This is a genomic window from Parendozoicomonas sp. 209JJ7-1 (genome assembly GCF_058147085.1).
Map to the genome: position 1 here is coordinate 161,582 of NZ_JBYVJU010000006.1, position 25,685 is coordinate 187,266.

General features: G+C 50.3%; 27 protein-coding genes and 1 pseudogene. 16 read left to right on the top strand and 12 right to left on the bottom strand.

The genetic code is table 11. The features are described 5' to 3' along the window. Positions 1-20: 20 nt before the first annotated feature. The 6 genes from ACY2RQ_RS08020 to ACY2RQ_RS08045 are packed head-to-tail and all read right to left on the bottom strand — an operon-like array spanning position 21 to position 6,339. Positions 21-983, bottom strand: a complete 963-nt coding sequence (locus ACY2RQ_RS08020; protein ID WP_490112442.1) for an AAA family ATPase — start codon at positions 981-983, stop codon at positions 21-23. After that, positions 980-2,314, bottom strand: a complete 1,335-nt coding sequence (locus tag ACY2RQ_RS08025; RefSeq protein ID WP_490112443.1) for a DUF4350 domain-containing protein — start codon at positions 2,312-2,314, stop codon at positions 980-982. Before ACY2RQ_RS08025 ends, ACY2RQ_RS08020 begins: the two co-directional genes overlap by 4 nt. Continuing rightward, entirely contained in the window at positions 2,311-3,855 is a 1,545-nt protein-coding gene (locus ACY2RQ_RS08030; RefSeq protein WP_490112444.1) for a DUF4129 domain-containing protein, read from the bottom strand. Before ACY2RQ_RS08030 ends, ACY2RQ_RS08025 begins: the two co-directional genes overlap by 4 nt. After that, positions 3,852-4,838, bottom strand: a complete 987-nt coding sequence (locus tag ACY2RQ_RS08035) for a stage II sporulation protein M (RefSeq protein ID WP_490112445.1) — start codon at positions 4,836-4,838, stop codon at positions 3,852-3,854. Before ACY2RQ_RS08035 ends, ACY2RQ_RS08030 begins: the two co-directional genes overlap by 4 nt. Beyond that, positions 4,835-5,572, bottom strand: coding sequence for an RDD family protein (locus ACY2RQ_RS08040; RefSeq protein ID WP_490112446.1), 738 nt, complete (start codon positions 5,570-5,572; stop codon positions 4,835-4,837). Before ACY2RQ_RS08040 ends, ACY2RQ_RS08035 begins: the two co-directional genes overlap by 4 nt. Before the next feature lie 8 nt (positions 5,573-5,580). After that, positions 5,581-6,339 carry a hypothetical protein gene (locus tag ACY2RQ_RS08045; RefSeq protein WP_490112447.1) on the bottom strand — a complete coding sequence of 253 codons (759 nt, stop codon included), beginning with the start codon at positions 6,337-6,339 and terminating at the stop codon, positions 5,581-5,583. A 528-nt stretch (positions 6,340-6,867) separates the two neighbouring features. Between ACY2RQ_RS08045 and ACY2RQ_RS08050 the strand changes: the two genes are divergently transcribed. Then, positions 6,868-7,683 (top strand): isochorismatase family protein, encoded by an 816-nt coding sequence (locus ACY2RQ_RS08050; RefSeq protein ID WP_490112448.1) that lies wholly within the window; start codon positions 6,868-6,870, stop codon positions 7,681-7,683. 73 nt (positions 7,684-7,756) lie between these two features. Here ACY2RQ_RS08050 and ACY2RQ_RS08055 read toward each other — a convergent pair whose 3' ends face one another. The 4 genes from ACY2RQ_RS08055 to ACY2RQ_RS08070 all read right to left on the bottom strand — a co-directional run bounded on the left by ACY2RQ_RS08055 (position 7,757) and on the right by ACY2RQ_RS08070 (position 11,287). Next, entirely contained in the window at positions 7,757-8,116 is a 360-nt protein-coding gene (locus ACY2RQ_RS08055; protein WP_490112449.1) for a hypothetical protein, read from the bottom strand. Between the two features lie 45 nt (positions 8,117-8,161). After that, positions 8,162-9,733 (bottom strand): hypothetical protein, encoded by a 1,572-nt coding sequence (locus ACY2RQ_RS08060; RefSeq protein WP_490112450.1) that lies wholly within the window; start codon positions 9,731-9,733, stop codon positions 8,162-8,164. Between the two features lie 69 nt (positions 9,734-9,802). Next, the gene (gene mutM / locus ACY2RQ_RS08065; RefSeq protein ID WP_490112451.1) at positions 9,803-10,618 is read right to left on the bottom strand and encodes a bifunctional DNA-formamidopyrimidine glycosylase/DNA-(apurinic or apyrimidinic site) lyase; all 816 of its coding nucleotides are present in this window, start codon (positions 10,616-10,618) and stop codon (positions 9,803-9,805) included. 93 nt (positions 10,619-10,711) lie between these two features. Beyond that, positions 10,712-11,287, bottom strand: coding sequence for a hypothetical protein (locus ACY2RQ_RS08070; protein WP_490112452.1), 576 nt, complete (start codon positions 11,285-11,287; stop codon positions 10,712-10,714). Between the two features lie 172 nt (positions 11,288-11,459). On the opposite strand from ACY2RQ_RS08070, the gene trpS reads away from it, so the two are divergent. Further along, positions 11,460-12,473: a tryptophan--tRNA ligase gene (gene trpS, locus ACY2RQ_RS08075; protein ID WP_490112453.1), complete on the top strand. Its 1,014-nt coding sequence runs from the start codon at positions 11,460-11,462 to the stop codon at positions 12,471-12,473. Between the two features lie 86 nt (positions 12,474-12,559). Here the strand turns inward: trpS and ACY2RQ_RS08080 are convergent, their stop codons facing one another. Continuing rightward, positions 12,560-13,303 (bottom strand): hypothetical protein, encoded by a 744-nt coding sequence (locus ACY2RQ_RS08080; protein WP_490112454.1) that lies wholly within the window; start codon positions 13,301-13,303, stop codon positions 12,560-12,562. 306 nt (positions 13,304-13,609) lie between these two features. Here ACY2RQ_RS08080 and ACY2RQ_RS08085 point away from each other — a divergent pair, with 306 nt between their 5' ends. The 8 genes and pseudogenes from ACY2RQ_RS08085 to ACY2RQ_RS08120 all read left to right on the top strand — a co-directional run bounded on the left by ACY2RQ_RS08085 (position 13,610) and on the right by ACY2RQ_RS08120 (position 18,493). After that, positions 13,610-14,452 (top strand): hypothetical protein, encoded by an 843-nt coding sequence (locus tag ACY2RQ_RS08085; protein ID WP_490112455.1) that lies wholly within the window; start codon positions 13,610-13,612, stop codon positions 14,450-14,452. 99 nt (positions 14,453-14,551) lie between these two features. Further along, on the top strand, positions 14,552-15,406 hold the full coding sequence (locus tag ACY2RQ_RS08090) for a hypothetical protein (RefSeq protein WP_490112456.1): 855 nt from the start codon (positions 14,552-14,554) through the stop codon (positions 15,404-15,406). A gap of 113 nt (positions 15,407-15,519) precedes the next feature. Further along, a complete protein-coding gene (locus tag ACY2RQ_RS08095; protein WP_490112457.1) occupies positions 15,520-16,377 on the top strand; it encodes a hypothetical protein in 858 nt (285 codons plus the stop codon). A 113-nt stretch (positions 16,378-16,490) separates the two neighbouring features. Next, positions 16,491-17,201 (top strand): hypothetical protein, encoded by a 711-nt coding sequence (locus ACY2RQ_RS08100; RefSeq protein WP_490112458.1) that lies wholly within the window; start codon positions 16,491-16,493, stop codon positions 17,199-17,201. 272 nt (positions 17,202-17,473) lie between these two features. Then, a pseudogene (locus ACY2RQ_RS08105) lies at positions 17,474-17,650 on the top strand (hypothetical protein); the annotation flags it as partial. 54 nt (positions 17,651-17,704) lie between these two features. Then, a complete protein-coding gene (locus ACY2RQ_RS08110) occupies positions 17,705-17,953 on the top strand; it encodes a CopG family ribbon-helix-helix protein (RefSeq protein WP_490112459.1) in 249 nt (82 codons plus the stop codon). Then, the gene (locus ACY2RQ_RS08115; protein WP_490112460.1) at positions 17,950-18,219 is read left to right on the top strand and encodes a type II toxin-antitoxin system RelE/ParE family toxin; all 270 of its coding nucleotides are present in this window, start codon (positions 17,950-17,952) and stop codon (positions 18,217-18,219) included. The genes ACY2RQ_RS08110 and ACY2RQ_RS08115 overlap by 4 nt, the downstream gene beginning before the upstream one ends. Before the next feature lie 10 nt (positions 18,220-18,229). Further along, complete coding sequence (locus ACY2RQ_RS08120; RefSeq protein WP_490112461.1) at positions 18,230-18,493, top strand: hypothetical protein; 264 nt, start codon at positions 18,230-18,232, stop codon at positions 18,491-18,493. Here ACY2RQ_RS08120 and ACY2RQ_RS08125 read toward each other — a convergent pair. Then, a complete protein-coding gene (locus ACY2RQ_RS08125; protein WP_490112462.1) occupies positions 18,474-19,079 on the bottom strand; it encodes a hypothetical protein in 606 nt (201 codons plus the stop codon). The genes ACY2RQ_RS08120 and ACY2RQ_RS08125 overlap by 20 nt on opposite strands. Before the next feature lie 193 nt (positions 19,080-19,272). On the opposite strand from ACY2RQ_RS08125, the gene ACY2RQ_RS08130 reads away from it, so the two are divergent. The 6 genes from ACY2RQ_RS08130 to speB all read left to right on the top strand — a co-directional run bounded on the left by ACY2RQ_RS08130 (position 19,273) and on the right by speB (position 25,598). Further along, complete coding sequence (locus tag ACY2RQ_RS08130; protein WP_490112463.1) at positions 19,273-20,100, top strand: inositol monophosphatase family protein; 828 nt, start codon at positions 19,273-19,275, stop codon at positions 20,098-20,100. A 110-nt stretch (positions 20,101-20,210) separates the two neighbouring features. After that, complete coding sequence (dbpA, locus tag ACY2RQ_RS08135) at positions 20,211-21,590, top strand: ATP-dependent RNA helicase DbpA (protein ID WP_490112464.1); 1,380 nt, start codon at positions 20,211-20,213, stop codon at positions 21,588-21,590. Positions 21,591-21,658: 68 nt separating this feature from the next. Then, positions 21,659-23,176 carry a hypothetical protein gene (locus tag ACY2RQ_RS08140; protein ID WP_490112465.1) on the top strand — a complete coding sequence of 506 codons (1,518 nt, stop codon included), beginning with the start codon at positions 21,659-21,661 and terminating at the stop codon, positions 23,174-23,176. A gap of 85 nt (positions 23,177-23,261) precedes the next feature. After that, positions 23,262-23,483, top strand: a complete 222-nt coding sequence (locus tag ACY2RQ_RS08145; protein ID WP_490112466.1) for a DUF2835 family protein — start codon at positions 23,262-23,264, stop codon at positions 23,481-23,483. 132 nt (positions 23,484-23,615) lie between these two features. Next, positions 23,616-24,494, top strand: a complete 879-nt coding sequence (locus tag ACY2RQ_RS08150) for a phospholipase A (protein WP_490112467.1) — start codon at positions 23,616-23,618, stop codon at positions 24,492-24,494. 141 nt (positions 24,495-24,635) lie between these two features. After that, on the top strand, positions 24,636-25,598 hold the full coding sequence (gene speB / locus ACY2RQ_RS08155) for an agmatinase (protein ID WP_490112468.1): 963 nt from the start codon (positions 24,636-24,638) through the stop codon (positions 25,596-25,598). Positions 25,599-25,685: the final 87 nt, after the last annotated feature.

The window sequence follows — 25,685 nt, forward strand, 5'->3', positions numbered from 1 at the left end:
CTTTTCCTTTCACCCGGCTCTTAAAGTCGTGGCGCTTCCACTTGTTCGAGAAGGTCTTTCAGCAGAGCATCAGTTTCTACACCTTCAATTTCCATATCCACCGAACGGGCAACACGATGACGCATAACAGGAATGGCCATAGCTTTAATATCATCGGGAAGCACAAAGTCTGCGCCACGGAGCAGGGCATAGGCACGACCGGCATTGACCAGAGCGATGCAGGCACGGGTTCCTGCACCACGGGCAAACACGACGCTGTCCCGGGTGGCCCGTACAAGACGCACGGCGTATTCCACGACCTGGTTGTCTACGGGTATGGAAGCAACGGCCTGTTGGAGCTCCTGAATCTGTTCAATGGTAAATACCGGTTCAACAGAGGAAGCAACTGGCGTTCCGCCATCGGAACCACTGATACAGCGGGTCAGCAGAACCTCGTTATCCATTGAAGGGTAATTGATAAATATCTTCATCAGAAAACGGTCCAGTTCCGCTTCCGGCAGGGGATAGGTGCCTTCATGCTCAATGGGATTCTGGGTGGCCATGACCATAAACGGCGTGGGCACATCGTGGGAAGTACCTTCGATGGAAACCTGATTTTCCTGCATCACTTCCAGCAGGGCCGCCTGGGTTTTTGCGGGAGCACGGTTAATCTCATCCGCCAGCAGCAGGTTGGTAAACGCCGGGCCTTTACGTACCTGGAACTCACCCTTGTTCATATCGTACAGGGTGTGGCCGGTAATATCGGCGGGCATCAGGTCGGGGGTAAACTGTACACGGCGAAATTGCCCAGAGATGGCTTCTGAAAGGCTGCGCACCAGCAGGGTTTTCCCCAGGCCGGGAACACCTTCAACCAGCACATGGCCACCGGCCATCAGCGCAATCAGTACCTGGTCAACAACTTCAGGCTGACCGATCACCATGCTGTTGATACGGTTGCGCAGCTGTTGAAGCTGGGGGGCATACCGGGTGTTGTCGTTGCTCATATCGACTCCCTGATCTTTTGCAGGGTTTTTACCCTGTGGACAAATTCTGATTCGTTACCGGGCATGCCGTCAGCTAAAGCTGTGGCCACCTGTTCCGGTTGTGTGCGGCTGTGTTCGGCCAGCCACTGGTATTGTTCCTGTGGAGAGAGCTTTTGCCAGCTGGGGTTAAGCTGCTGGCAGCGTCGGGCAATTTCATTTATTAGAGGCTCAATAAGAGCCTCCGGTTTGTTACGACGCCAGAGATAATCAGTACAGGCCCGAATATGTTCGATAATGGCCCGGCGCTGGGTAAACGACTCTTCTCGAATAGCTCCGAAACGTCGGCCTCGGTACACCAGCCAGGCCAGCAGCCAGAACAAAAAGCCAAACAGCAGCTCCGGCGCGTTCTCCTGAAAAATGGTGGAGAGGGACGGCATGCTTGTGCCGTACAGGATGCTGAAAGAATCTCCGTGGGAGAGTAGCCACAGCAGCCAGGCATTATCTTCATCGCCTATTTTTCTGGAACTCCAGATGGAGGTATCAATAATAAAAGCGACCCGGCCATCCCCTTCGGGAAACTCCATAAAGCTGACACCGCCTTCATCTCCGGCCCAGTAATCGGGGGAGTGGCCTTCGAAGTCTTTCTCTTCTTCTGTATCCAGATAAAGCCAGTCATGTTCCAGGCGAACGTCACCGGACAGGTAAACTTCCGCTGGAGTATCGATATTTTCAAAGCTGATACTGGTGACTTCACTTTCTTTGCGGCTCTGCCAGTCGTCTGAATAGTTCTTCTCAAGCCACTGGTCGAAACTCTGGCTCTGTTTGTCTTCGAGGTCGTTGTACTCCCGTATCAGATCGACGATGGAACGCTCTTCGCCGTCCTCTTCTTCCTCGAATTCAGCGTCTGCGGCTGTTACACCGAAGTGTTCCAGAAGCGGGTGGGTGCGACCATCATCAGCGCTGGGAAGCCCGACGATTAACCGACCCCCATTGCCAGCCCAATCCAGCAGCTTATCGACCCGGCTCTCGGTCAGCACCAGCTCAATATCGGTGATCAGAAGCGTGTCTGTGCCAGATTCGCTTTGCAGGTGTTTCTCCAGCTCCTGCATACGCTCAAAGCTGTGAAAGCTGAAGTCCAGCTTCTCAAGGTAGTGCTGCGCAGCGAGCCATGGATTCAGGCGGGCCTCTTTGGTCCAGCCCTTATCGGTGACTTCTTCGTATTTTTCAAAGTAGGTAAAAAATATCCATGAACCCAGCCCTGCCAAAATCAGAACAAACAGGATCACCGGCAGAAAAACCGGGAATGAGCGATGCCCGTTGTTTTGACGGCTGTTGTTTTGAAATGCGCTCATGCGGGAAATACCTCCCGCCAGTTTCGGCACAGGTGATCAAAGGCCGTTTGTGGAGGATGCCGGTGACCGTAGGCAAGCAGCTGCCACTGTTCCGTCAGGTTCTGGACAAAGTTATTCAGGGGCGTTGCCGCCATCTTGTTCTGCACAAGCTCTGCGCATTCCCGCTCCGTATAGCCGGGGTGGAAATCAAAGTTATGGCGATGGAGTAGTTCAGACAGCGTGGCCCGATACAAAAGACCAACCGCTGCCCGGTGCTGGCCATTGATCCAGAGTTTGCGGGCCTCTTCCGGCACATCATCAGGCAGACTGTTCTGGCTTACATCCAGCCCGAACAGCACCTCGGGAGCCTCGGTTGTTTTTCTGGATTTGGGCTTTGGGAGAGTGGAGAAAACTGAGCCGATGGCCTGACGGTAGTGATAGATAAACCAGACAATCGCACCACCAACTGTCAGCCATATCAGCAGCTCCAGAATCTGGGCAAAGCCCATACGGGTTTCTTCCCCTCCATACATCAGGGGTTCGAAAAACCACTCCAGAATACTCAGAAGCCAGTCGAGCAGGGTCTGTTCCTTGTTTGGGTCTTCTTTAAGTCGCCAGCCGGTTGTGGTTTCCCTGTCGTGAAAAGCGTCATCTTCAAGAACTTCCGTAATCAGTTCCCGGGAGCCTTGCTGGTCTATATGTTCTACGGCCTGTGCAGGCTGGGGAATGAATGACGCCAGCATAAAGGTCATCAGCAGACCGGTGGCAATACTGGCAGCCTTACCGGGGAGCGAAGAGAGGCTGTTACGACGCTCCTGATGTCGGCTGGCCATATCCCGAAAACGAATCTCAATATCCCAGGCTTCCAGTTCAATACGACGGTTAATGTATAAAGCGAATCCGGCCATGGTATAGAAAGGCGCGATAACCACCATGGCTGCCCAGCTGACAAGATTGTCGATAAACAACATCAGGTCACCTTCCCGGGTAATCAGACTGAAAAAGCCTTCGTCAATATGCTCAGGAAGCATCATGGCAACCAGCGCATAGCAGCCAATAGCCAGAATCAGTTCCATAGACACGCAGACAAAGGTGACCCACAAAGCACTGCTGCCAGAACGCTGGCTAAGCAGCCCAAGGCGTTTGCTGCGGGCAGAGCCGGAGAGCTGTTCCAGCCCGGTAACCGGCATACCAAAGCTTCGGAACGGGCTGAGGCGACGCCAGGTGAGCCAGCTGAACCAGTCTGGCCGCAGTAGACCAGACGCTCCGCGAATGGCTTCACTGCGGGATACCTTTTCCCCAAACAGAGCCCGGCTGCCAATTAACAGTGGCGCGCAATCCCAGAGAGGTTTCAGCCACCAGGTCAGCAGCAGTGGAATCCACATAGCCAGATCAAAGAGATAACAGAGGGCACTGGAAAGGAAGAACACAAGCCCGGATGGAATGGCCCAGGATGTTAACAGAGGTTTGTACCATGTGCGGGCAAGGGTAAAACCCAGGTCGACAGCTTCCCAGCGGCTGCGCAGGCGGGGGTTAATCTGAATACGGCCAAGATCCATCATGGCTTCAGCCTCCCTGCCCGACGGGCCGCAAAGGTGCACCAGCCCAGAACCAGGGCCCAGAGCAGCGCGCCAACGCTGTATTTCACCGCAATGGGCAGGGTGGAACTGGATGACCAGAAGGCTTCCAGAAAGGCGGCGATCAGCAGCATCAGGGTGGAGCCGTAAACAATACGGACAGCGTCTTTTGCCGCAAGACGCAGGGACGTCACCCGTCGACAGGGGCCGGGGGAAAGCAGAGCAAAACCGATTTTCAAACCCGCGGCACCACTGAACACAATGGCTGTCAGTTCAAAGCTGCCATGGCCAATCACAAAGGGGAAAAAGGTTTCATCAAAGCCGATCTGGGCGATATGTCCGGCCACGCCGCCAATAGCCAGGCCGTTGAAAACCAGCACAAAAATAGAACCAATACCAAACAGTATGCCGCTGGCAAAGGTCTGGAAGCTGATACCGATATTGTTCTTGATATAAAAACCGAACATGGCCAGATCGGTATCGGAACCACGGAGGCGTCCGATCGCATCATTGGAGGGATCGTACATGGCTTCAAATTCACGGACCTGAACCGGGTCCATCAGGGTGTAAACCATGGACTCGCTGGTCAGGCAGGCGATAAACATAAACAGCCCGGGAACAAGAAACAGGGCCGCAGAAAGCCATATATAACGGCGGTTGTCGTACAGGGCCAGGGGGAAGTCTTTTATCAGAAAACGCAGCCACTGGTAACGGAACCGGGTATTGTGACGGTACAGGGCGTTATGCATCACCAGCACCAGCCGGTTCAGGCGATCCACAAGGTGGGGGCTGTAGCTGCGCTGTTTGGCCTGGGCGAGATGATGACAGACTTCCCGGTACAGGGGCGCAAGGCGGCTGTCGTCGAAACCGGCATCTGGCCGGGCTTTCAGGGAACCCTGGGAAATAAATGTTTTCTCCAGCAGTGCCCAGGTCTGGTTATGTTTCTGTTCAAAGGCCTGTTGCTTCATGTCTTTTCATGGCCTCCCAGTAACCAGACACCCATGCCCCGCAGTTTGTTGACGGATGTTTCTCCGGTATCCGCTTCCGGGTTTTGGTTGTTAGAACCGCTACCAAGAACAGGCTCAAGAATATTGGCCAGTTCCTGCTGGCGGGCATCGCTCAACTGGTCGTGACGGCGGGTAAAATCGATAACGGCGGATTGGTCTTCACTGTCCAGGGGAACTTTGGGCGGTTGCGGACAGGCTTTGGGCAGTTTGTCTTTGTTCTGTTCCGGCGGCACATGGATAACCAGAGTACCAGCCGCCAGATCACCCAGACGGCGGAACTGACCATTGACCAGCATGCAGATAAGGCCACCCATATAGAAAAATGGCAGGAAATCAGCGGCACGGAGCAGATTACGAATAAACGACGTGCCGGGCATAACCGGGGTCAGGTCATCGTTCACCACAACAAGGTTGAACTGACGTTTACCGGGTGTCTGGCCGCTGCGGAGAACTTCAAAAAAGACTGGATAAAACCATTCCAGCAGAAAGGCAGCAATCATAATAATGCCCTGGCCCGCCATTCCCCAGAAGGAAAGGGCGAGGGACAGAACCAGAAGAACTGCGCCGCGAATCAGCAGATCAACAAGGTAGGCCAGGACGCGCGGAACTGGCCCTGCGACTTCAGCCTGCAGATCTATGCCTTCAGGCGTTTCCACATGCCAGGTGGTATCAATCTGTTGTACAGGTGCTTTCATCAAATCAATCAGGCTGCAGTGGCTGGCTCAACACCGAACATATTGCGGTAAGCAATACCCATGGCTATTTGAGTCATGGGTATTGTCCAGATCAGGCCGATACCCAGAGGAATTGCAGCAAGAAGATTGATGATCATGAGCAGGAGCAATAAGCCGACGAAGCTGAACCAGCGTTTGCTGATCGCTTTACGGGATGTTTCCAGGCTATTCCACACACCAAGATTTTTATCCACCATCAGGGACATGGCAAACATATAGGCGAACGTAAGGTATATACCGGGCAGTATGAGAAGTAAGAAACCGACGGTGATAAAGACCGTCATAACAATATACAGCCCTAAAAGTGGCAGTATTTTATGGAAGAACTGAAGGACAGTTGCGGCTGAAGTTGAAACACTTACAGACTGGCGTAAGCCCATAATGAACAGGCCCATAAAAAGGGGCATACCTATAGCTGTTACTGTAATTTGCTGCGCAAAAGAGCCAGCCAGGATTGCCCCTGTGCCTGCGGATGATTCGGGAGAAGCTGCCAGAGCTTCCAGAATCAGGCCGGTAATCAATATCGCACCAATGTAAATTCCTATCGCTAACAGGAAGCCAAGAAGGATTGACAGTTTCGCCCCTTTGGTTTTTTCCCAGGCTTCGCTGATAATATCCCCAATCGAGAAGTTGTAGTCTCCGGTAATACCTTTTTCCAGAGAACCATAATTCTGTTCCGTTTCCTGGATGATTTCTGATGTGGGTGCCTGGTAAATAGACGATTCCATGAACAAATATCCCTCTTCGTTACTCTCTTATATTTCTTTCTTATATTTTTCTCTTGTATTTATCGGTATGGCTCTTTTTGTGTTATAGATGGCCAGATACCGAATTGATAAATTATGAGATCGGTTTATGTATGACAGATGTCATATATTTATCAGATCAGAGGATACCTGTTTAGCCCAGGCTGCCGCAAGGAAGTTGGTTATAGAGGCATTGTGCTGTCTTTCATTCCTATCGTCCTGGTGCTTTGGCTGACAATTCAGCAGACATAAAAAAGGGCCGTAAGGCCCTTTTTTATGATCTTTCCTGCGGCACTGGTGATTTTCAGGCCACCCGCCGCCTGGACGCTATCGACAAACGTTTATTATTGAAAGGGTCTACTCTATACACAATTCCCCTGGTTCAGTTTGCCCCCTACATCTTCTGTTCTTCAGGAGACACTTACACCCTTCGGAAGTAGACACGCACACCTCTTCCCTGATAGCCCCGGAAAACCTCTTCATAAGCATCCGTTCAAGAGAATTTCAGCTGTGATCACATGCAAAGACCAAACCTCTCTACCCCAGAAAAATACTGGTTCAGAAACAGGAGCATCGCTGGCATGGTCGGGCGTCGGCATCATAAGACGATATTGCAGAGTTTTTCTTTGCCTGATTAGTCTGTCATTCGGCGTCAGCGGAAACTGGGAGGATACAATTTATCATATTGAGGGTTTAGTTCGGGAAGGTAAAACCGTAGCGGTGATGGTTATTGATATGCAGCACATGTGCCTGTGGACTTATGATCAGGATGAGGCTGTCGCAGTGATTTCTGGACAGGAAAAGGTTATTGAATATTTCGCCAAAAACCCGAAAGTTCATTTCATTGATATTAATTACATTAGCAAAGACCGCCGTTACGGAGAGACCCTCCCCGACCTACTGGCTTCGATGAAGGTCAATATCAAATACAGAAAAATCACCAAGACAGAAGATAATGCTTTTGACTTGAAAAGCCAGTGTTGTGATGTGTCAAGCCAGAAGGTACTTGTCGACTATTTACGTACCAACAGCATTAGTGATCTGATGATTATGGGATGTTACGACCAGGCCTGCGTATTAAAAACATCCACTGGTGCCCTGGAAAATGGCTTTAACGTCCACGTCGATCAGGATCTGAATATCTCTGCATCAACAGAAACATATAAAATAATTGATGAAGGCTTTGCCGTGTTTGGTATCAATGGTCGTGAGCATATGAAGAGAGTCTGTGAGCAGGCGTGGCGCGAACTCGCTGAGAAGAACCCGGGAATGAGCCTTATCCAGAAAAGACCATCCCGCAGTGCTCAAATGTGTACCAGTCCATAAACTGGCAGGGAATAAAGAAAAGCCCTGTTGCCGGCGCAACAGGGCTTTCTTATGTCGGAGTGTAGCGAAAGGTTTAATAATCCTTCGGAAATGAGCACCCCAGGCAGCGTTTGAAGGTTGCGTTAAAGGGTTCAGCTACCAGGGTTTTACCAGCGCCTTTAATGTTACCGCCCAAAGCAGAGAATGGAGAGCTCACAATAAAAACTGCGGCTCCAACCACGGTGGTGGCCAGCATCAGTGGGCGGGAGACGATAAGGTCACCGGCCATGGCGAAGAAGCTGGGATCTTCCTGAAAATCTTCATTCAAACGGGGATTGGCGAATGCCGTCATACCGCTCAGGGACGCAGAGACCGTCAGGGCCAGTAATGTGGTTTTGAGTCGGTTCTTTCCGGTTTCCATAATTTTTATGTCCTCCCGGACGTTTGTGTTCATGAACACTATTCAATATATGAAATTTTGCTGATTTTGCTCTGATTCTTATTTCAGCTGCGGCTGGGGCAGGCCGTTGGAGAGAATAACTGTCGCTTCCCTCATTCTGCTTCCGTAAAAACCGCGCCAGTACTCTTTGTCCCTGCCACCATCACTGAATTCTATGTACCGGGGAATACCTGAGTACCCTCGAAAGACGTAGAACTCCTTTGTCCAGGTGCCTTCACTCCACTCACAGGGACCGGACACGGTTTTCGTATTGTTATCTGTCGGCCAGCGGGCAATTTCTTTTCGGTCTTTATCCAGCAGGCGTATGGTCAGGTGGTATCTGTCTCCGCCGCAGTAGGTGCGGTTAAATTCTTCGCCCACGTAAATATAGGGGCGTCTCAGGCTCTTGCTGGGGGCGTTGCTCAGAAAGTCCCCGAGATCAATTTCCTGGGTTCTGCGAACGTTATAGTAGGGCGTAGCAAAGAAGCCGACGGGCGCACCGTCGTAGGCCCATTTCACCTGGTTGTGCAGAAACGGTCCCAGCCTGGTTCTTGGCCGCTCTGCTTTCCAGGTGTCCCTGAAGCGACCGTAGTTGTTAGGGTTCTTGATAAGGTTTACGTTGTAGCCAGTCTGATGATGCTCAAAGCCTATATTCCCGTAGACAACATCCAGCGGTTTTCCCTGGATGAGGGCTGCGCCAACGGTAAAGTAGGGGCCAATGTTATCGTTGCTGCCTATGTCTCCGTTCCAGGTAACAGTTTGTCCAAAGCTCCATGTCACCCGTCCGGGAATAGCAACAAGACCCTCATATTTGGACCACACCACCTGAATTGTGGAGGTAAACAGTTCCCCCGGCTTCAGCTGCCCCTGTACGGGGATTTTGCTGATAAGAGTGACTTTTCTGGTTTTTCCGCACTTCCGTGAACTGCCGTCTTTCAGCTTGCGGATACTCTTGAAATCACAGTTATCGTCCAGGGTCAGGTTTTTGGTATCTGAACGGGCGATAAGGGCCAGAAAGCCTTCCCGAATCTCCAGGGTCAGGGGATTGAACGTGTTGATTTCAAATTGAGCGCCACTGTCGGACAGGGACTGGTAGGTTTGTCCTGCCTTAAAATTAATATCGTCGGATATGCGGGAGTTCAGGCGATGCCTGAATAAATCCGGTGTGGCCTTCCAGGTGGCAAGCTGTATACGCTCCTTGACTTCGGGAATACGGCTGAGACTGAAGCTGAACCGGTACTCATTAAGGGTACCTGGCTCTGCCCGTTCCTGGCAGTGGCGAAAGATTAACTGCCGTGCCTGAAGAAAATCACGTTTGGGCTGAAAGTATCCTGACAGAACATCCTCTTCTCCTTCCTTAAGAAAACAGCTGCTTAACCAGGTTTCCCTGCCCGGCTCCTCCAGTGGAATAGTGACTTCCGGGTTTTGACTCTGACCCTCTTCAACCTTCAAGCCTGCCTGTGGGTTCTGGGTCACGATGGGCACAAACCTGTCGGCAATTATCAGGTTTTTGGGGGCGAATTCCGCACCGTGGAACACCCGGTCTTCAACAACTTCGGTTTGCGGAAGTGGTGCACTCAGGAGAGGAAAGGAGAAAATTAAAGCCAGAAATGCCAGAACAGTACGGAACATGGGGTATCAGCCTGAATTGGGACGTTGTTCTGTCTATCGGCATGGGGAAAAGGCTGTTTAGGCTCTGGCCTATGTCTGGCATTTGGGGCAGAAGCAGGTGCTGCGGTTATTCAGGCGAATCTCTTTGATGGTGGTTCCGCATACCTGACAGGCTTCTCCGGCCCGGCCATACATGGTGAGTTCAATGGCAAAATATCCGGGCTTGCCATCTCCGCCAACAAAATCCTTCAAAGTGGTGCCGCCCACTTCAATAGCCCTGGCCAGAACCTGTTTAACCGCTTCAGCCAGACGCTCATAACGCTTTCTGGAAATACGCCCGCAGGCTTTGTCTGGCCGGATGCCCGCCTGGAACAGGGCTTCGTTGGCGTAAATATTTCCTACCCCCACTACATTGTGGTTATCCATCAGGAATGTTTTTACCGGTTGTTTCCGGTTGCGGGAACGCTGGAACAGCCGTTCTCCGGTAAAGTCATCGGACAGTGGTTCTGGGCCGAGGCTGGCCAGCAGCCTGTGCTCTTCCGGGGGGTTATCTGTCCAGACCATGGCTCCAAAGCGGCGGGGGTCGGTCAGACGCAGCAGCTCGCCGTTATCAAAGAGCAGATCTATATGGTCATGTTTTCCGGTCGGGGTATTGGCAGGCAGCACCCGCATGGAGCCGGACATACCCAGGTGGCCAATCAATGTGCCGTTGGGAAACGTCAGCAGCAGGTATTTTGCACGGCGGGAAACCTGCTTCAGAACCTGTCCCCGTAAAATCTCAGGAAGGTCGCTGCGAATGGGCCAGCGAAGCAGGGGCTGACGGATAATCACGTCTGATACTTTATGACCGGTGATATGGGGGGCTATGCCCCTGCGGGTGGTTTCTACTTCGGGAAGTTCTGGCATAGGGGCGGGTGCTGGCTTATCAGATTTGCTGTTTTTCAGGCCTGCAGCACAGTAACAGAACTCTGATAACAGGTGTAGCTGTCTCTTAGGGTATTAAAGATCGATACGCAGTATCTCAAGATAGACGCTTGTTTTGCATTCCTGGGGCAAGTAAAAGCCGTATCTGTAAATAACAGAATCGCAGGACATGGATATTGCGCCGTCACCTTCCCACTCGTTGGGAATCTGTAGTTCAATGTTTATGATTCTTTTTGGCCAGAGAGATGACGCCGTCGCTTGCAGGGTCATGACGCTGTCCTGACCAAAAGAGTAATGGCAATCTATCTGCAGGGAATCGTCTTCTGGATTTTTGCTGACGGTCGTTCGGTTAAGGCTATAGCTTTTCAGGGCTGTTCTCAGTCTTCCTTTGGCCCAGTAATTTGAACGGGGGTTTTTCAGGGCTTCCGTTCTTTTCCGGATAAATGGGGGGAGGTGCATGGAGAAAACCAGCTTATCCATGCGGTGATATAACTTCTTCTGCTCCAGGCTGCCGTAGAGTTCCGTAGCCCTGGGGCAGGAAAATGGCACCAGATCTGTATAGATCGGAGCGCCCTGGGCCAGCCCGCAGGAAGTCCAGAAAATGAGCGCGGATACCAGGCGAAATATAACTGGCTTTGGCATTGTCTCCATATTTTCCCTCGTTTACAGAAATGAAATCGTTCTACAACAAATAGGACTCCGGTCGAAGGGGTTCAGCTCATGGAATGTCAGTCGTGCTTGCCGTGCCGGCAGGGTTCCTTATAATCCTGAACCTTTGTGGGCTGCTGGCGGCCTGAACCGGAATTTCAGACAGATGAACCCCATGAGCAAGATAAAGACGCTTACAGGCATTAAACCCACGGGTACTCCGCATCTGGGGAACTACGTTGGCGCTATCCGTCCGGCCATCGAAGAGAGCCGCAGGGACGATATTGAGTCCTACTACTTCCTGGCGGACTACCACGCTATTATCAGCAGCTGGGACCCGCAGCAGGTCCATGAGTCCACCCGCAATATCGCCGCCACCTGGCTGGCCCTGGGTCTGGATACCGACCGCGCCACGTTCTATCGCCAGTCCGATATTCCTGAAATTCCTGAACTCTGCTGGATGCTGAACTGCATGGCGGCCAAGGGCCTGATGAACCGTGCCCATGCCTATAAAGCCGCTATGGACGCGAACGTCGCTGAGGGCAATGATCCAGACAAGGCCGTTACTATGGGTCTGTACAGCTACCCGGTGCTGATGGCAGCGGATATCCTGATGTTTAACGCCAACCGTGTACCGGTGGGCCGTGATCAGGTTCAGCATATTGAAATGGCCCGGGACATTGCGTCCCGCTTCAACCATGTTTACAAGGGTGAGCACTTCGTTTTGCCTGAAGCGGTTGTGGGCGAAAATTCTGCTGTTCTGAGTGGTCTGGACGGACGCAAGATGAGCAAGAGCTACGGCAATGTGATTCCCCTGTTCTGCCCCGAGAAGAAATTCCGCAAGTTTATTATGAAGGTTGTGACCAACAGCCTTGAGCCTGGTGAGCCTAAAGACGCTGATACCTGCACCCTGTTCCAGATTTTCTCCGCCTTCGCCAAAGACGAAGCCGAGATTGCCGCCAAGCGTAAGCAGTACGAAGAAGGGGCTGGCTGGGGAGCACTGAAGCAGGAACTGTTCGAGTACCTGAATGAAGAGCTGAAAAGCCCCCGTGAAGAGTATGACCGCTTGATTGCTGATCCAGCCTTTATTGAAGCCGAGTTGAAAAAAGGTGCGGAAAAGGCCCGGGAAGAGTCTGTTCCTTTTATTGCCGGGCTGCGTGAGGCTGTAGGTTTACGTTCCTTGTCATAACAGCTGGCGTAGTCAAAGCAGAAACATGTAACGGAACCGTAAAGTCAGCACTTAGGGGAACAAACCAATAAGCGGATCAGGCGCTGTCAGTCAGCGGTGCAGCTTTTCATTTTGCCGAGTATATTGGGTTCAGGAACAGCCTTGGGGTTGCCCAGATGCTGTTGAACCAGAAAATCTCCGGCTGACGGTGGAAAGCGCCCTTCAGTCAGAAAGCCTTCTACCGGAATCGACATGCCAGGAGCCCTGGCATCGTCGCCCAGGCGAAACCAGGAGCGGTCGACAGGATTTTTTTGCGAGGTGAATGTGTCTGTCCAGATAACGCCCTTAAAACCATTGACCTGAATATCACTGATTCCCACCTGCCTGAGGCCCTCCATAAAACGGGGAACATGATAATCTCCACAACAAATATGCAGGTCAATCCTGTCTACCTGGAGAGCATTGCTCTTCACAAATTTACCTATCACAGCACCATAATTTTCAGGTGTTGTGACTGATAACGCGCCAGCTTTGCCAAAATCAAAAATTATCTGTTGATTCTCACCATGGGCCATAAGAATCAATCGTCCATTGAAAGCCAGCGGCTCTGAGGCTCTGTCAAACACGGCCATGAAGGCGCTGGCTCTATTGATTGAGATGCTTTCTTTGTCCGTAGCCAGTACACCAGGAGCCAGACGGTGATCCACAGCAAAAATATTAAGGAAACCGATTTCATTCCAGGGGGTATGCATGTTCGGGTCAAGCAAAACCGTAGAGGCATGAGTCCAGGTACTGATCAGCAGGGGTTTGGCTGAAGATTCAAAAACAGGGTCGTTCAAAAAACCATGCATGATAATCGGCGCCCGGGCCGACGGACTGCAGAGCAGGATAAAGAGCAGGATAAAAAGGCACAGGAGCGGGAATAACTTCATGAGGGCAATGTCCGCGATAGACGTCAGCGCCATCCTTATCAGGCCGAAGGAGAGGCTGCCAGTGCAAAAGCTGTTCAGTAATATTTAATAATGTTCAGTCAAGAGTTTAGGCCGGTGTCACGCGACCTTCTTAACACATAACCTTCTTAAACAAAGAAAAGCACCTGCCCCCGTTATGATATCTATACTCGCGAGCCTGAATCTGTAAATTACAGGTGTCGTGTTATGCGTGTATGTCTTCTGGCTGTCTGCGGGTTTGCTGCCTTCAGCGCCTGGGCTGGCGAGGTTTCCGTGATCGTCGATCTGCCACTGAAAACCAGCCTGGGGACGGTTCAGAATCTCCACCAGCTTCGAATTGACGAGGCATCTTCTTCTCCTCCGCTGTTTCCTTCTCCGTCCAGCAATTCTGAAATGACGGAATCTGCTGAACCTATTAAAAAGACAGTTTTTCTGACGACCAACGCGACAATGGACGCACGACCGATCACACATAAGGTGCAGATGCAGGAGGGGAAGCAGTACCAGATTCATCTGAAGACAACAGAGGAAAACAAAACCTGGTGGCATACCAAACCCTTTACATATATGCCTGATCACAATCAGAGCCAGAGCACCATTTCGGTTTCTGGCGGCAGTACGCCCGTTTTCCTGTCCATAGGCGGTCAGCCCACAGGCGGCTTTTACGATGCCAATGACTGGGTGGGTGCCACATTCTCCTGTGGCGGTGCTTCTCTTGTTGTTGGAGGTTATGAATGCACTATCTGGCCCGGTAGCGGGGGGTTTTTAAAATATGCAGCTCAATCTCATGGTATTTCTATTGGTGGTGGTCATGGCTCAGGGGCCGTTGATCTACAGACCATATGCAGCACAATAAAATCCTCTGACAACAAGAAGGATTTTTCCCTATCTGTTGTCGATGCCGTGTTTTACGAACATCTGTGGTTGATGAGCATAAGTCCAGAATTCGATATAGGTTACGCGAATTTGGGAGGGTTATTTTTAGCGGGCGGGGCAAAGGGGTTTGGCAGTATGATTAAATATACGGCCTGTGATGTAAAAAACAAATAGGATCAGAAGGTCAGGAACACTTTATAGTTTAAAAGTACGTTTTCCTGTTTGCGTATCTATAATTGCGAGGCTGAATCTGTAAATTACAGGTGTCGTATTATGCGTGTATATCTTATGGCTGTCTGTGGGCTTGCTGCCCTCAGAGCCTGGTCCGGTGAAGTTTCCGTCACCGTCGATCTGCCCCTGAAAACCAGCCTGGGGACTGTTCAGAATCTCCACCAGCTCCGGATTGTAGAAGCACCCTTTTCCCCGCTTTCCCAGTCTTATACTCCGTCTTCCAGTAACATTGAAGACAGTGAAAATACAGTATTCCTGACAACGATGACCAGCAATACCATTAACGACGCCCGACCGATCACACATAAGGTACAGCTGCAGGAGGGGAAGCAGTACCAGATTTATCTGAAGACAACAGGGGAAAACAAAGCCTGGTGGCATACTAAACCCTTTACCTACATGCCTGGCCACAGCCAGGATAAGAACCGGGACACCATTTCGGTTTCTGGCGGCAGCACACCCGTTTTTCTTTCTGTTGGTGGTCAACCCGCAGATGGCTTTTACGATTCTAATGGCTGGGTGGCTGCCCGTTTCTCCTGCGGCGGCGGCGCTCTTATTGGTGGAGGATGGGGATGCTCTATCTGGCCTGCAAGCGGGGGGATTTTACAATATTCAAGTGCAAGCATGGGCATTGGTATTGGTGGAACTCATGGCTCCGGGGGCGTTGATCTACCGTCTATATGCAGCACAATTAACAATAAATACGACAGTAAACAACAGAAAAGATTTAACCTGTTATATTATGCCGTCGTATTTTATCAGCATGTTGATTTAAAATGCCTGGATGTAAAGGGCAGTGTAGGTTATGCGGATATGTACGGGGTAGCTTTAGGCGTGGGAATTTCGTGGGGTAATATGATCAAATACACGGCCTGCGATAAACTGAAAACCAACTGAAAATCAAATGGAGGCAAGTGTATTTTGCCTTTCAAAAGAACCTGAAAAGCACCTGCCCCCGTTTTGATATCTATACTCGCGAGACTGAATCTGTAAATTACAGGTGTCGTATTATGCGTGTATGTCTTATGGCTGCCTGCGGGCTTGCTGCCCTTAGAGCCTGGTCCGGTGAAGTTTCCGTCACCGTCGATCTGCCCCTGAAAACCAGCCTGGGGACTATTCAGAATCTCCACCAGCTCCGGATTATCGAAACACCCTCTTTTCCCCCGCTCTCCCATTCTTATTCTCCGTCTTCCAGCAACACTGAAGACAGTGAAAATACAGTATTCCTGACAACGGTGACCAGCAGTACCATTGACGACGCCCGGCCGCTCACTTACAAGGTGCAGATGCAGGAAGGGCGGCAGTACCAGATGTATCTCAGAACAACAGGGGAAAACAAAGCCTGGTGGCATACCAAACCCTTTACTTACATGCCTGGCCGCAGCCAGGATCAGAACCGGGGCACCATTTCGGTTTCTGGCGGCAGCACACCCGTTTTTCTTTCTGTTGGTGGTCAACCCGCAGATGGCTTTTACGATTCTAATGGCTGGGTGGCTGCCAGTTTTTCCTGCGGCGGCGCTGCTCTTGTTGGCGGAGGATGGGGATGCTCTATCTGGCCCGGAAGCGGGGGGATTTTACAATATTCAAGTGGAAGCATAGGCATCGGTATTGGTGGAACTCATGGCACCGGGGGTGTTGATCTGCCGTCTATATGCAGCACAATTAACAACAAATACGACAGTAAACAACAGAAAAGATTTAACCTGTTATATTATGCCATCGTATTTTACCAGCATATTGATTTGAAATGCCTGGATGTAAAGGGCAATGTAGGTTATGCGGATATGTTAGGGCTAGCTTTAGGCATGGGAGTTTCGTGGGGTAATATGGTCACATACACAGCCTGCGATAAACTGAAGACCAACTGAAAACCAAATGGAGGCAAGTGTATTTTGCCTTTCAAAAGAATCTGAAAAGCACCTGCCCCCGTTTTGATATCTATACTCGCGAGCCTGAATCTGTAAATTACAGGTGTCGTGTTATGCGTGTATGTCTTATGGCTGCCTGCGGGCTTGCTGCCCTCAGAGCCTGGTCCGGTGAAGTTTCCGTGATCGTCGATCTGCCACTGAAAACCAGCTTGGGGACGGTTCAGAATCTCCACCAGCTCCGGATTATCGAAACACCCTTTTCCCCTCTTTTCCAGTCTTATACTCCGTCTTCCAGTAACACTGAAGCTGTTGAAGATGCAGTATTCCTGGCGACCAACACCGCAATAGACGCCCGGCCGCTTACATATAAGGTGCAGATGCAGGAGGGGAAGCAGTACCAGATTCATCTGAAGACAACAGGGGAAAACAAAACCTGGTGGCATACCAGACCATTTACCTACATGCCTGGCCGCAGCCAGGATCAGGACCAGGACACCATTTCGGTTTCTGGCGGCAGCACACCCGTTTTTTTTCTGTCGGTGGTCAGCCCGCAGGCGGCTTTTACGATGCCAGTGGCTGGGTGGGTGCCAGTTTCTCCTGTGGTGGCCTTACTCCTGTTATTGGAGCATATGGGTGCACTATCTGGCCCGGAAGCGGCGGGCTTTTACAGTTTTCAGGTTTATCTGCTGGTCTTGCTATTGGTGGTGGTCATGGCTCCGGGGCCGTTGATCTGTCGACTATATGCGGCAGAATCAGAAAAACCGGCGAGAATGATTTTCTCATCGCATTTATCGAGGCCGTGTTTTATGAACATATATGGTTGATGTGCGAAGAGCCGGACCGCAAGGTCGGGTACGCAAATCTGGGAGGATTATATTTACTTGGCGGAGGGGGGTTGAGTGGAAGTATGACCACATATACAGCCTGTTATGTCAAAAACTGAAATACGGCCTTTGACAGCTGCCGGGCTTTCTACGATGTCTATATACTCATTTTGTAACTACTCCTACCCTCATGCCTAACCCAAAAGACCCACTGGAGCCCCTGACCGTCAGGTTTCCCAAGAGTGTGATCCGGGGGGCATAAGTCAGCCAAGAAGAACAAACGCTCGATCAATGACGAGTATGTGCTCCGCATGGAAGAGTCTTTATCCAAGGACGGGGAACAGGAACGGCTTATGCGGGTATTGATCAAACAGAACATCAATCTGCAGGAGCGGGTTGATGAGCTGCTGGATGTTGTGTTTAGGCTTGAGGAAAGCGGAACAAAATAGCCCTCCCACTGTCTCTGTATTACACTGTATATTCAATGTGATCGGAGATCCCCCATGCCCATGACCGTTAAACCTGTCCGCTTTGAAGAGGATACCCTCACCAAACTTGATGAACTGGCTGCTATCGAGGACAGGGATTCATCCTACCTGATCCGCCAGGCTGTTGATGATTTGCTGGAAGCTCATGAATGGCAAGTGCAACAGTCTCTGGAGACTCTGGCGAAAATTGATGCGGGAGAAATGGAAACAATCCCTCACGAGGACGTGAAAAAACACTTCCAGGACATGAGACGCCAAGCATGATCGAATGGTCACAAGACGCTCTTCGAGACCTTGGCAAGCATTATGAATATATGGCCATGAAAGGTGTCTGGCACCCAGACAATGTGATAAACCGGCTTTTTTCCGCTGCCGATCAACTACTCGACAATCCCAAAATTGGGCGACTCATTGCCGGTGATCTCTACAAGCTAACTCTTCGTGATCCTCAATATGTGATTTACTACCGGGTCAGAGACAAGATCATCATTTCAAGAGTTTTTCATCACCGCCAACAAAGAAACCTGTAAAGGTAATCCCATGAAGACACGTTTTGCTGTCGTTGTTCTTGCTGCTGTCCTGGGGGGCTGTGCCACAACCATTCAGGAACCACTGAAAACAGGAAAAGACAGCTATTACCTGACCATTAAAACTCATGTGTTATCAGGGGGGAAAGATACTTCCAGGCAAGCCGCTTTTAAAAAAGCTGAGTCCTTCTGCCGGGAACAGAACAAAGATTTTGAAGTACAAGGCATTGCCGATCAGGGCTTTGGCCGCATAGCCATCAGGTTTGAATGTCTCTAGGGTTCAGACTTTGGTTTCCACTCGTTATAAGCCGCCATCCCACCCATACCGATAACGGTGCCTGCCGCACCATACATCGCGTTCCGTTCCATCTGGGCGGGCAGCCTGAATCCCTGCTCCACTGCTGGCCAGTGCGCTGTTGAGGTTGGGCGCTGGTCGCTGTTTGGTTCCGGCCTAATTTCACTACATCCAAAGCGCCGCCGTATTGCTTGTCTAACGCCACCTGAGAGCCTGCCATACTGGCCATGCCTGCCCCTGCTCCGGACGCCCCAGCGGTATTCTGAGAACTCATCATGAACGTACCACTGCCCGGTTTCATTCCCGGCCCTGCCAGTGCGACACCGGAGTTGGTCATTTTGGATGCCGACACGGCTTCATTCTGCTTCTGGGTCTTGTAGGCTTGGGAACCGTACAATTTGTTCTTCTTCATCCATGCCTTTTCCAGTGGCACAAAGGTGTTCCGGTATTCCAGCAGACGGTTTTCTGCCTGGTTAAGCATTTCGGTTTCATAGGGGGACGTTTCAGGAGCATCGGTATCGCCAGCTCTCCGCAATCCATAACCATAACGATAAAGAAAAAGAGCCATTTTTATTTTCCAGCAGACATAGCCTATTTTTTACTTCAACTTGTAACAGGGGTAATCAGCTATGTTCTTTATAAAAACACTGGTTCGTGTACGATCTTTTCGAACGAGTAGCGGGAGCAGGGGAGTGTGGCGGGTCCTGGGGTTGCTGGTCTTGCTGAACGGTTTCTTGAGCGGGCAAAGCTTTGGAGGTGGAATGACGTCAGCTGTAGATAAAAATTATGCTGATGGCCCGGAGATTGAACTCCGGTATCAACAGGCAGAGAAAATTGTCAGGGAAGCGGGTAAAAAAGCTTCGGCGTTTTTCCACAGGCTGGGTGAGCTGGTGGTTGAAGAGAAGGGCGTGCAGGATTTTGTCTCCCAGGCAGACCGTGAGGTCGAAACTTTCGTATTCAGCGAACTGAACAGATTGTTTCCCGAAGATAATTTCCTGGGAGAAGAGTATGGCCTCAGGGCGGGAACGGCAGGAAGTACCCTGACCTGGGTAGTTGACCCTATTGATGGTACCGGCAATTTTGTCCGGGGCATTCCCCTCTACTGTGTGCTGTTGGCGCTGGTAAAAGATGGTCAGCCGGTTCTTGGCTATACCTATGACCCGGAACGGGATGAGATGTTTGTTGCCAGGCTGGGGCAGGGGGCAAAGTTGAACGGTGAGGTTATTACTCCGGATCAGCGTCGTTCTGAGCAGGAAGCTATTATCGCCATAGAGTCTCCCCTTGGCGGCAGGGAATATCGGAGACACTACGCTGCTATGCAGAACAGACTTCTGGAGAAAACAGAGATAGGTCTTCGACGCCTTGGAAGCTCTGGCCTCGCTCTGGCCTGGACAGCGGCGGGGCGTTTGTCTGGCTACTATGGTGCGTCTCTGAGTAGCTGGGATGTTCTGGCAGGTGTTTTGCTGAACAGGGAAGCCGGGCATATGGGCTGGTTGACGGAAAAAGACCTGGATGAACCAAAGTGGAGTGGATTAACGGCAACGCCAGAACTGTTTGATCTTTTGAAAGAAATATTTTCACCCCGGTAATTCAGATTTCTGGTCAGTGTTTTTCCGGAGGGAAGAGCCAGTGAATCAGGGCAGGACTTATTGTCTCAGCCTGTTATGATTGCCGGCTCTTTTATTCTCGATTACCCGCCATGACTGATTCCCGTTTTTCCTCACTGTCATTATCCCGGAGCATGCTTGCCAATCTGGACTCTCTTGGATACAAAACCATGACTGAGATTCAGGCCCGCAGTCTGCCTTTTATTCTGGAAGGGCGGGATCTTCTGGCGAGGGCAAAAACCGGCAGCGGCAAAACAGCGGCATTTGGTATTGGTCTTCTGTCCCGGTTGAATATGAAACGGTACCGGGTTCAGACACTGGTGCTTTGCCCCACCCGTGAGCTGGCGGATCAGGTCAGCAAGGAACTGCGCAGGCTGGCCCGTTTTACCCACAATATTAAGGTTCTCACCCTGTGTGGTGGCATGCCTTTCGGGCCTCAGATAGGTTCTCTTGAACACGGTGCCCATATTGTTGTGGGCACTCCGGGGCGGGTGCAGGAGCATGTGCGCAAAGGTACTCTGAAGTTGGACGATATTTCCACGCTGGTTCTGGATGAAGCGGATCGTATGCTGGATATGGGCTTTCGGGACGCTATCTTTGACCTGGCTTCACAGACTCCTGAAAACCGGCAGACACTGTTGTTCTCCGCGACCTACCCGGAAGGGATTCAGGATATCAGTCGTGACTTTCAGCATAACCCGGAAGAGGTAGCGATTGAGTCCCACCATGATGACCAGATTATTGAACAGCGTTTTTTCCTTACTTCCCGCTCAGGCCGTAAAGACGCGCTGATTACCCTGATGCGTCACTATCAGCCGGAATCCTGTGTGGTGTTCTGCAATACCAGAGGGGAATGCCAGAAGGTCGCGGACACACTGTCCGATGAAGGTTTTCATGCCTGTGCGATTCACGGAGACCTGGAGCAGAGAGAGCGGGACAGGGTACTGGTGCAGTTCTCCCAGAAAAGCAGTTCAGTGCTGGTGGCCACGGACGTCGCTGCCCGGGGATTGGATATTAAAAACCTGCAGGCGGTGATTAACTATGAAGTGACCCGTGACGCAGAAGTGCATGTTCACCGTATCGGGCGCACAGGCCGTGCCGGCAGTACCGGTCTTGCCCTGAGTCTGTATACAGAGAGTGAACAGTACAAACTTGAAGATATAGAAGCTTACCAGATGCGCCCAGTAGAATATGGCGATCTTGATAAGCTCAATAATGATCCGGTTAAAATAAAGCCGCCAATGATTACTCTCTGTATTGATGGCGGCCGTAAAAACAAAGTGCGCCCGGGGGATATTCTCGGGGCGCTAACCGGCGATGCGGGGTTGGCCGGTAAGTCTGTAGGCAGGATCGATATTTTTGATTTTTGCGCTTACGTAGCCATTGAACGGGCTGTGGCCAACAGAGCCCTTAAACGTTTACAGGAGGGGAAAATCAAAGGGCGTCAATTCAGGGTAAAAAAATTACGCTGAAGCTTTCCTCTCACTAAAAAATAACAGTCTACACTGAGCCACCCGAATATTCTGGATATTGGGTGGCCATGTTTAATCGTCTGGGAGCTCTGGGTATTTGCCTGTCTCTTGCTGGAACGGCGCTGTTTTCAGTTCCTGCTATAGCTGGTGGCTTTGGGGAGAAATCACTGGGAATACTCGGTAGTACAATTCAGCCTTTTTTTCATAGCACGGAATTAGCTGACGAAGAGCCTGTTACAGCAGAACTGCTGACAAAAGAAATTAACAGTATTTATCCAGGCGGCCCAAATCGTGATGCTCTGAAAAAGTTGTTGCAAAAAGAAGAATCACCGCAATTCACCGCTGAAATCAACCCATTGCAAGTTTTATTTGCAACAACTCCTGTTGTCAGCCCCGCAGTATCCAGGGCCATTCTGTATGGAATCAGTCACTGGAAATCCATAAGGCACACGTTGTATTCCAAATTAAAGAACAAGGATCATGGCATCCAGGCAATGGCTCTTACCCTTGCCAATATGTGGGGCGTATTACCGTCTGCTTATAAGCTAAAGAAAATAAAAGTAGAATCTGGGGGAGTTGTGTATGAAGAGTCAGTGAATCGAATATTGAGATACTGGTTCCAGAATAATCGTATTGATTCTGTTTCCTTCGCTACTGGCTCTGTTCCAGTAAAAACAACAATGTTTTCTGTTCTTGCCAGACCTGTTGGCACATTTTCTGACACTGAAGTGCATTTGCCACCTCTGCCCGGCTCGGACAGTTTGGTCGGGAAAATGACGGAGCTGACAGTGGGAGAGAAGCAATGGCCACTTTCGGCTTTTATCCGTGTTAGTTTTAATTGTTTTCTGAGTCAGAAATATCGTCTTCCTGGTCAGGATCCGGATTATGATCTCGTCTATAACGCATTGGATATATATCAGCAATATTTGAAAATCGACTTTTCTCCCCGTGAACTTGAACTTCAATTAATGGAACTTTATCCCTTCCCATTAAAAAAAGAAGCCCAGGAGCAGGTGGGAATATTGAAACATTTGTTAAGCGCTGAGGGGGACTTTGACAGCGATGTAAGCAGTAATAGACTCTGGTTGACAACGTTTAAACGATTAAGGCCGGAGCTGTCACGGGCTAATGCTGATGCCCTGGTGACCAGATTTCATCGAAGAGGAATAATTGCAGATGAAGTGGTCGCTCAGCACCGGCTTGCCACAGTACGTCCTGCTTATAACAAAAGTCCTGCTCGCGATGGTGATAATTCTTTCACACCAATGATTGGGCAAGCTGCCCCGGCTGTTGTCTTTCGGCCGGAAAGATTTCATCAGTCAACAGATGCGACCCGTAAAGTTGTTGATTATGTAATCGAACGGTTGGAGGCGCTTCCACCCAGAGAGGCTTTGGAGGCCTTTTGTCAGTTTACCCAAACGGACTGGTGCAATGGTCGGGAATTGATTGTCAGCCATACAGGCTTTAATTACGCCCTGCAGATGCTGAGGGATGAGAAAGAGAAGCCTGGAAGCTGCTTTGCGAAGATACTAAGGGAACCCTACAAATATAACTGGGCTTTTACAGCAAAGACTACAAAACCATAGATAGATGCAGGGCATTAGAAGAATGCTTTTGAGGATATATACTGTTTATCAGGGCTGGTAAAAGGAGCCAGGGAGCGGCACAGGTATGAAAAAATCAACAGTTTCCATCAGTTTGAACTCAGAAGAGGTGTTGCAGTTTTATAAACGCCAGAAAGAGCGTGTACGGGCTATTGCCGATGATGGAACCAGCATCAGTATTCCATTCGATATTATTGGCCGGTTTGTGACCCACCATGGCATTCATGGACGTTTTGAAATCAGCTATGGCAGTGATGGTAAATTCAAAGGAATCCATAAAGTCGGTTGATATTTCGGAACATTCTTTGAGAGAACATTTTTCTGGCTAAGTCATTTTTTATATTTTATACATCTACCCTTAGAGGCTTTATCCTGCGGGTTGTCTCCCATGAAGTCTGCGGTATACATCTTGTGCAGTATATTGAGTGTTTGTCTGTATGGAGTCAGTGGCAGTTATGCAGACGAAGGGCAGACTGATTCAGCTCCCCTGGAAAAGCGCCTGCAGGCGCAGAAAAGTACGGAAAATAATACTTTTGTTATCACTCCTCTGGACAGGAATTATGTGCTTCCTTTGTCGTATAATCCTCACCCTAATAAAAAACCTTATGAGCCTTACTTATCCAAGTACAGGAAACTGGATGATGTTGAAGTTAAGTTTCAGCTAAGCATTGCGATTCCCCTGGCCCATGGATTATTCGGAGGTCGGGCGGACCTGGGGGCTGGCTATACCATGACATCCTGGTGGCAGGCGTATAACAAGCGTATGTCCAGCCCTTTCCGGGAAACCAACCACAGGCCGCAAATTTATCTCTCGTTTCCGGTACACAAAGATATCCTTGGCTTACCCCTGCGTCTCGTAGAAGGTGGGTTTATGCATGAATCCAATGGAAAGGGAGGGTCGCTTTCCAGAAGCTGGAATCGTATCTATATGGATATTATTTTTGAGAATGGCAACCTGGTATGGGGACTCAGGTCCTGGTACAGAATTCCAGAAGATAAAAAGAAAAATCCCCAAGATGCGCAGGGGGACGATAATCCGGACATTCTCAAATATATGGGCTACGGCGATCTAGGCATGAGTTATAAGCGGGGACAGCAGAATTTCGGGATGATTTTCCGGAACAATCTGCGCCGCTGGGAGGATAATAAAGGCGCCATACAGCTGGACTGGTCTTTTCCCTTCTGGGGTCGGCTTCGGGGATATGTACAGCTTTTTAATGGTTATGGAGAAAGTCTGATTGATTATAACGTCAGTACAACACGTATCAGCCTTGGAGTATTACTGACGGACTGGTTATAGCAATGCGTACCTTTTCCCAGCCTTTTCGCTTGCCACGAAAGCTCATGAACAGACTCTCAGGATGCGTTGAGTTTTTATAATCAAGCTCAACATAAAACCTCAACTAGACTAAAGCAGTTTTTTGTTTGAGGTTAACTGACCATGGATAATGGGTACGAAGCTGGACGTCTGAATCTGCCATTTGTCGGACACTGCACCTTTGCCAAAGCACCGATCTGTACCGACTGGGACAACATCAGCGCTGATGTCGCTGTTCTCGGTGTTCCCAATGATATGGGCACCCAGTGGCGTTCCGGCGCGCGTTTCGGGCCTCGTTCCGTACGTGAAGCTTCCACCCTGTTCTCCTTTGGTCACTCCGGTGCCTATGACCATGAAGATGATATTCTTTACCTGACCGAAGAAGAGGTAAAGATGGTAGATATGGGCGACGCCGACATTGTTCATACGGACATGGCCAAGAGTCACGCCAATACCGAGTACGCGGTACGCAAGATTCTTGATGCCGGCGTTATGCCCATTGTTATTGGTGGTGACCACTCAGTAACCACTCCCATACTGCGAGCCTTCCATGACAATGGCCCGATCCATGTTATCCACTTTGACGCACATTTGGATTTTGTTGATGAGCGCCACGGAGTTCGTGAAGGCCATGGTAACCCCATCCGTCGCGCTTCAGAGATGGATCACATCATCGGCATGACCCAGATGGGCATCCGCAATGTCTCCTCTTCCAACCGGGATGACTTTAACGCAGCCCGTGCTGCTGGCTCTGATGTGATGTCAGTTCGGGATGTTAGACGCCTGGGTGTGGAAGGTGTGCTTGAACGTATTCCCGAAGGCAGATCCTACTACATCACCATCGATATTGACGGCTTTGATCCCTCCATCGCACCGGGCACCGGCACCCCGAGCCACGGTGGCTTCCAGTATTATGAAGTGGTGGAAATTATCCAGGGTCTGGCCAAGCGCAGCAAAGGCAGTATCGTGGGTATGGATCTGGTGGAAGTTGCACCGACTTATGACCCGACTGATTCAACCGCTATTCTTGCAGCCCAGGTGCTGATGAACAGCATTGGTTTTATATTCCACGCACGAAACGCTTGATTAATCAAAAGACCAGTAATACGGCATTGCTGGTCTTTCTTTTTATGGCGAAGAATATAATTCACGGCCACCATTTATTTTCAGAAG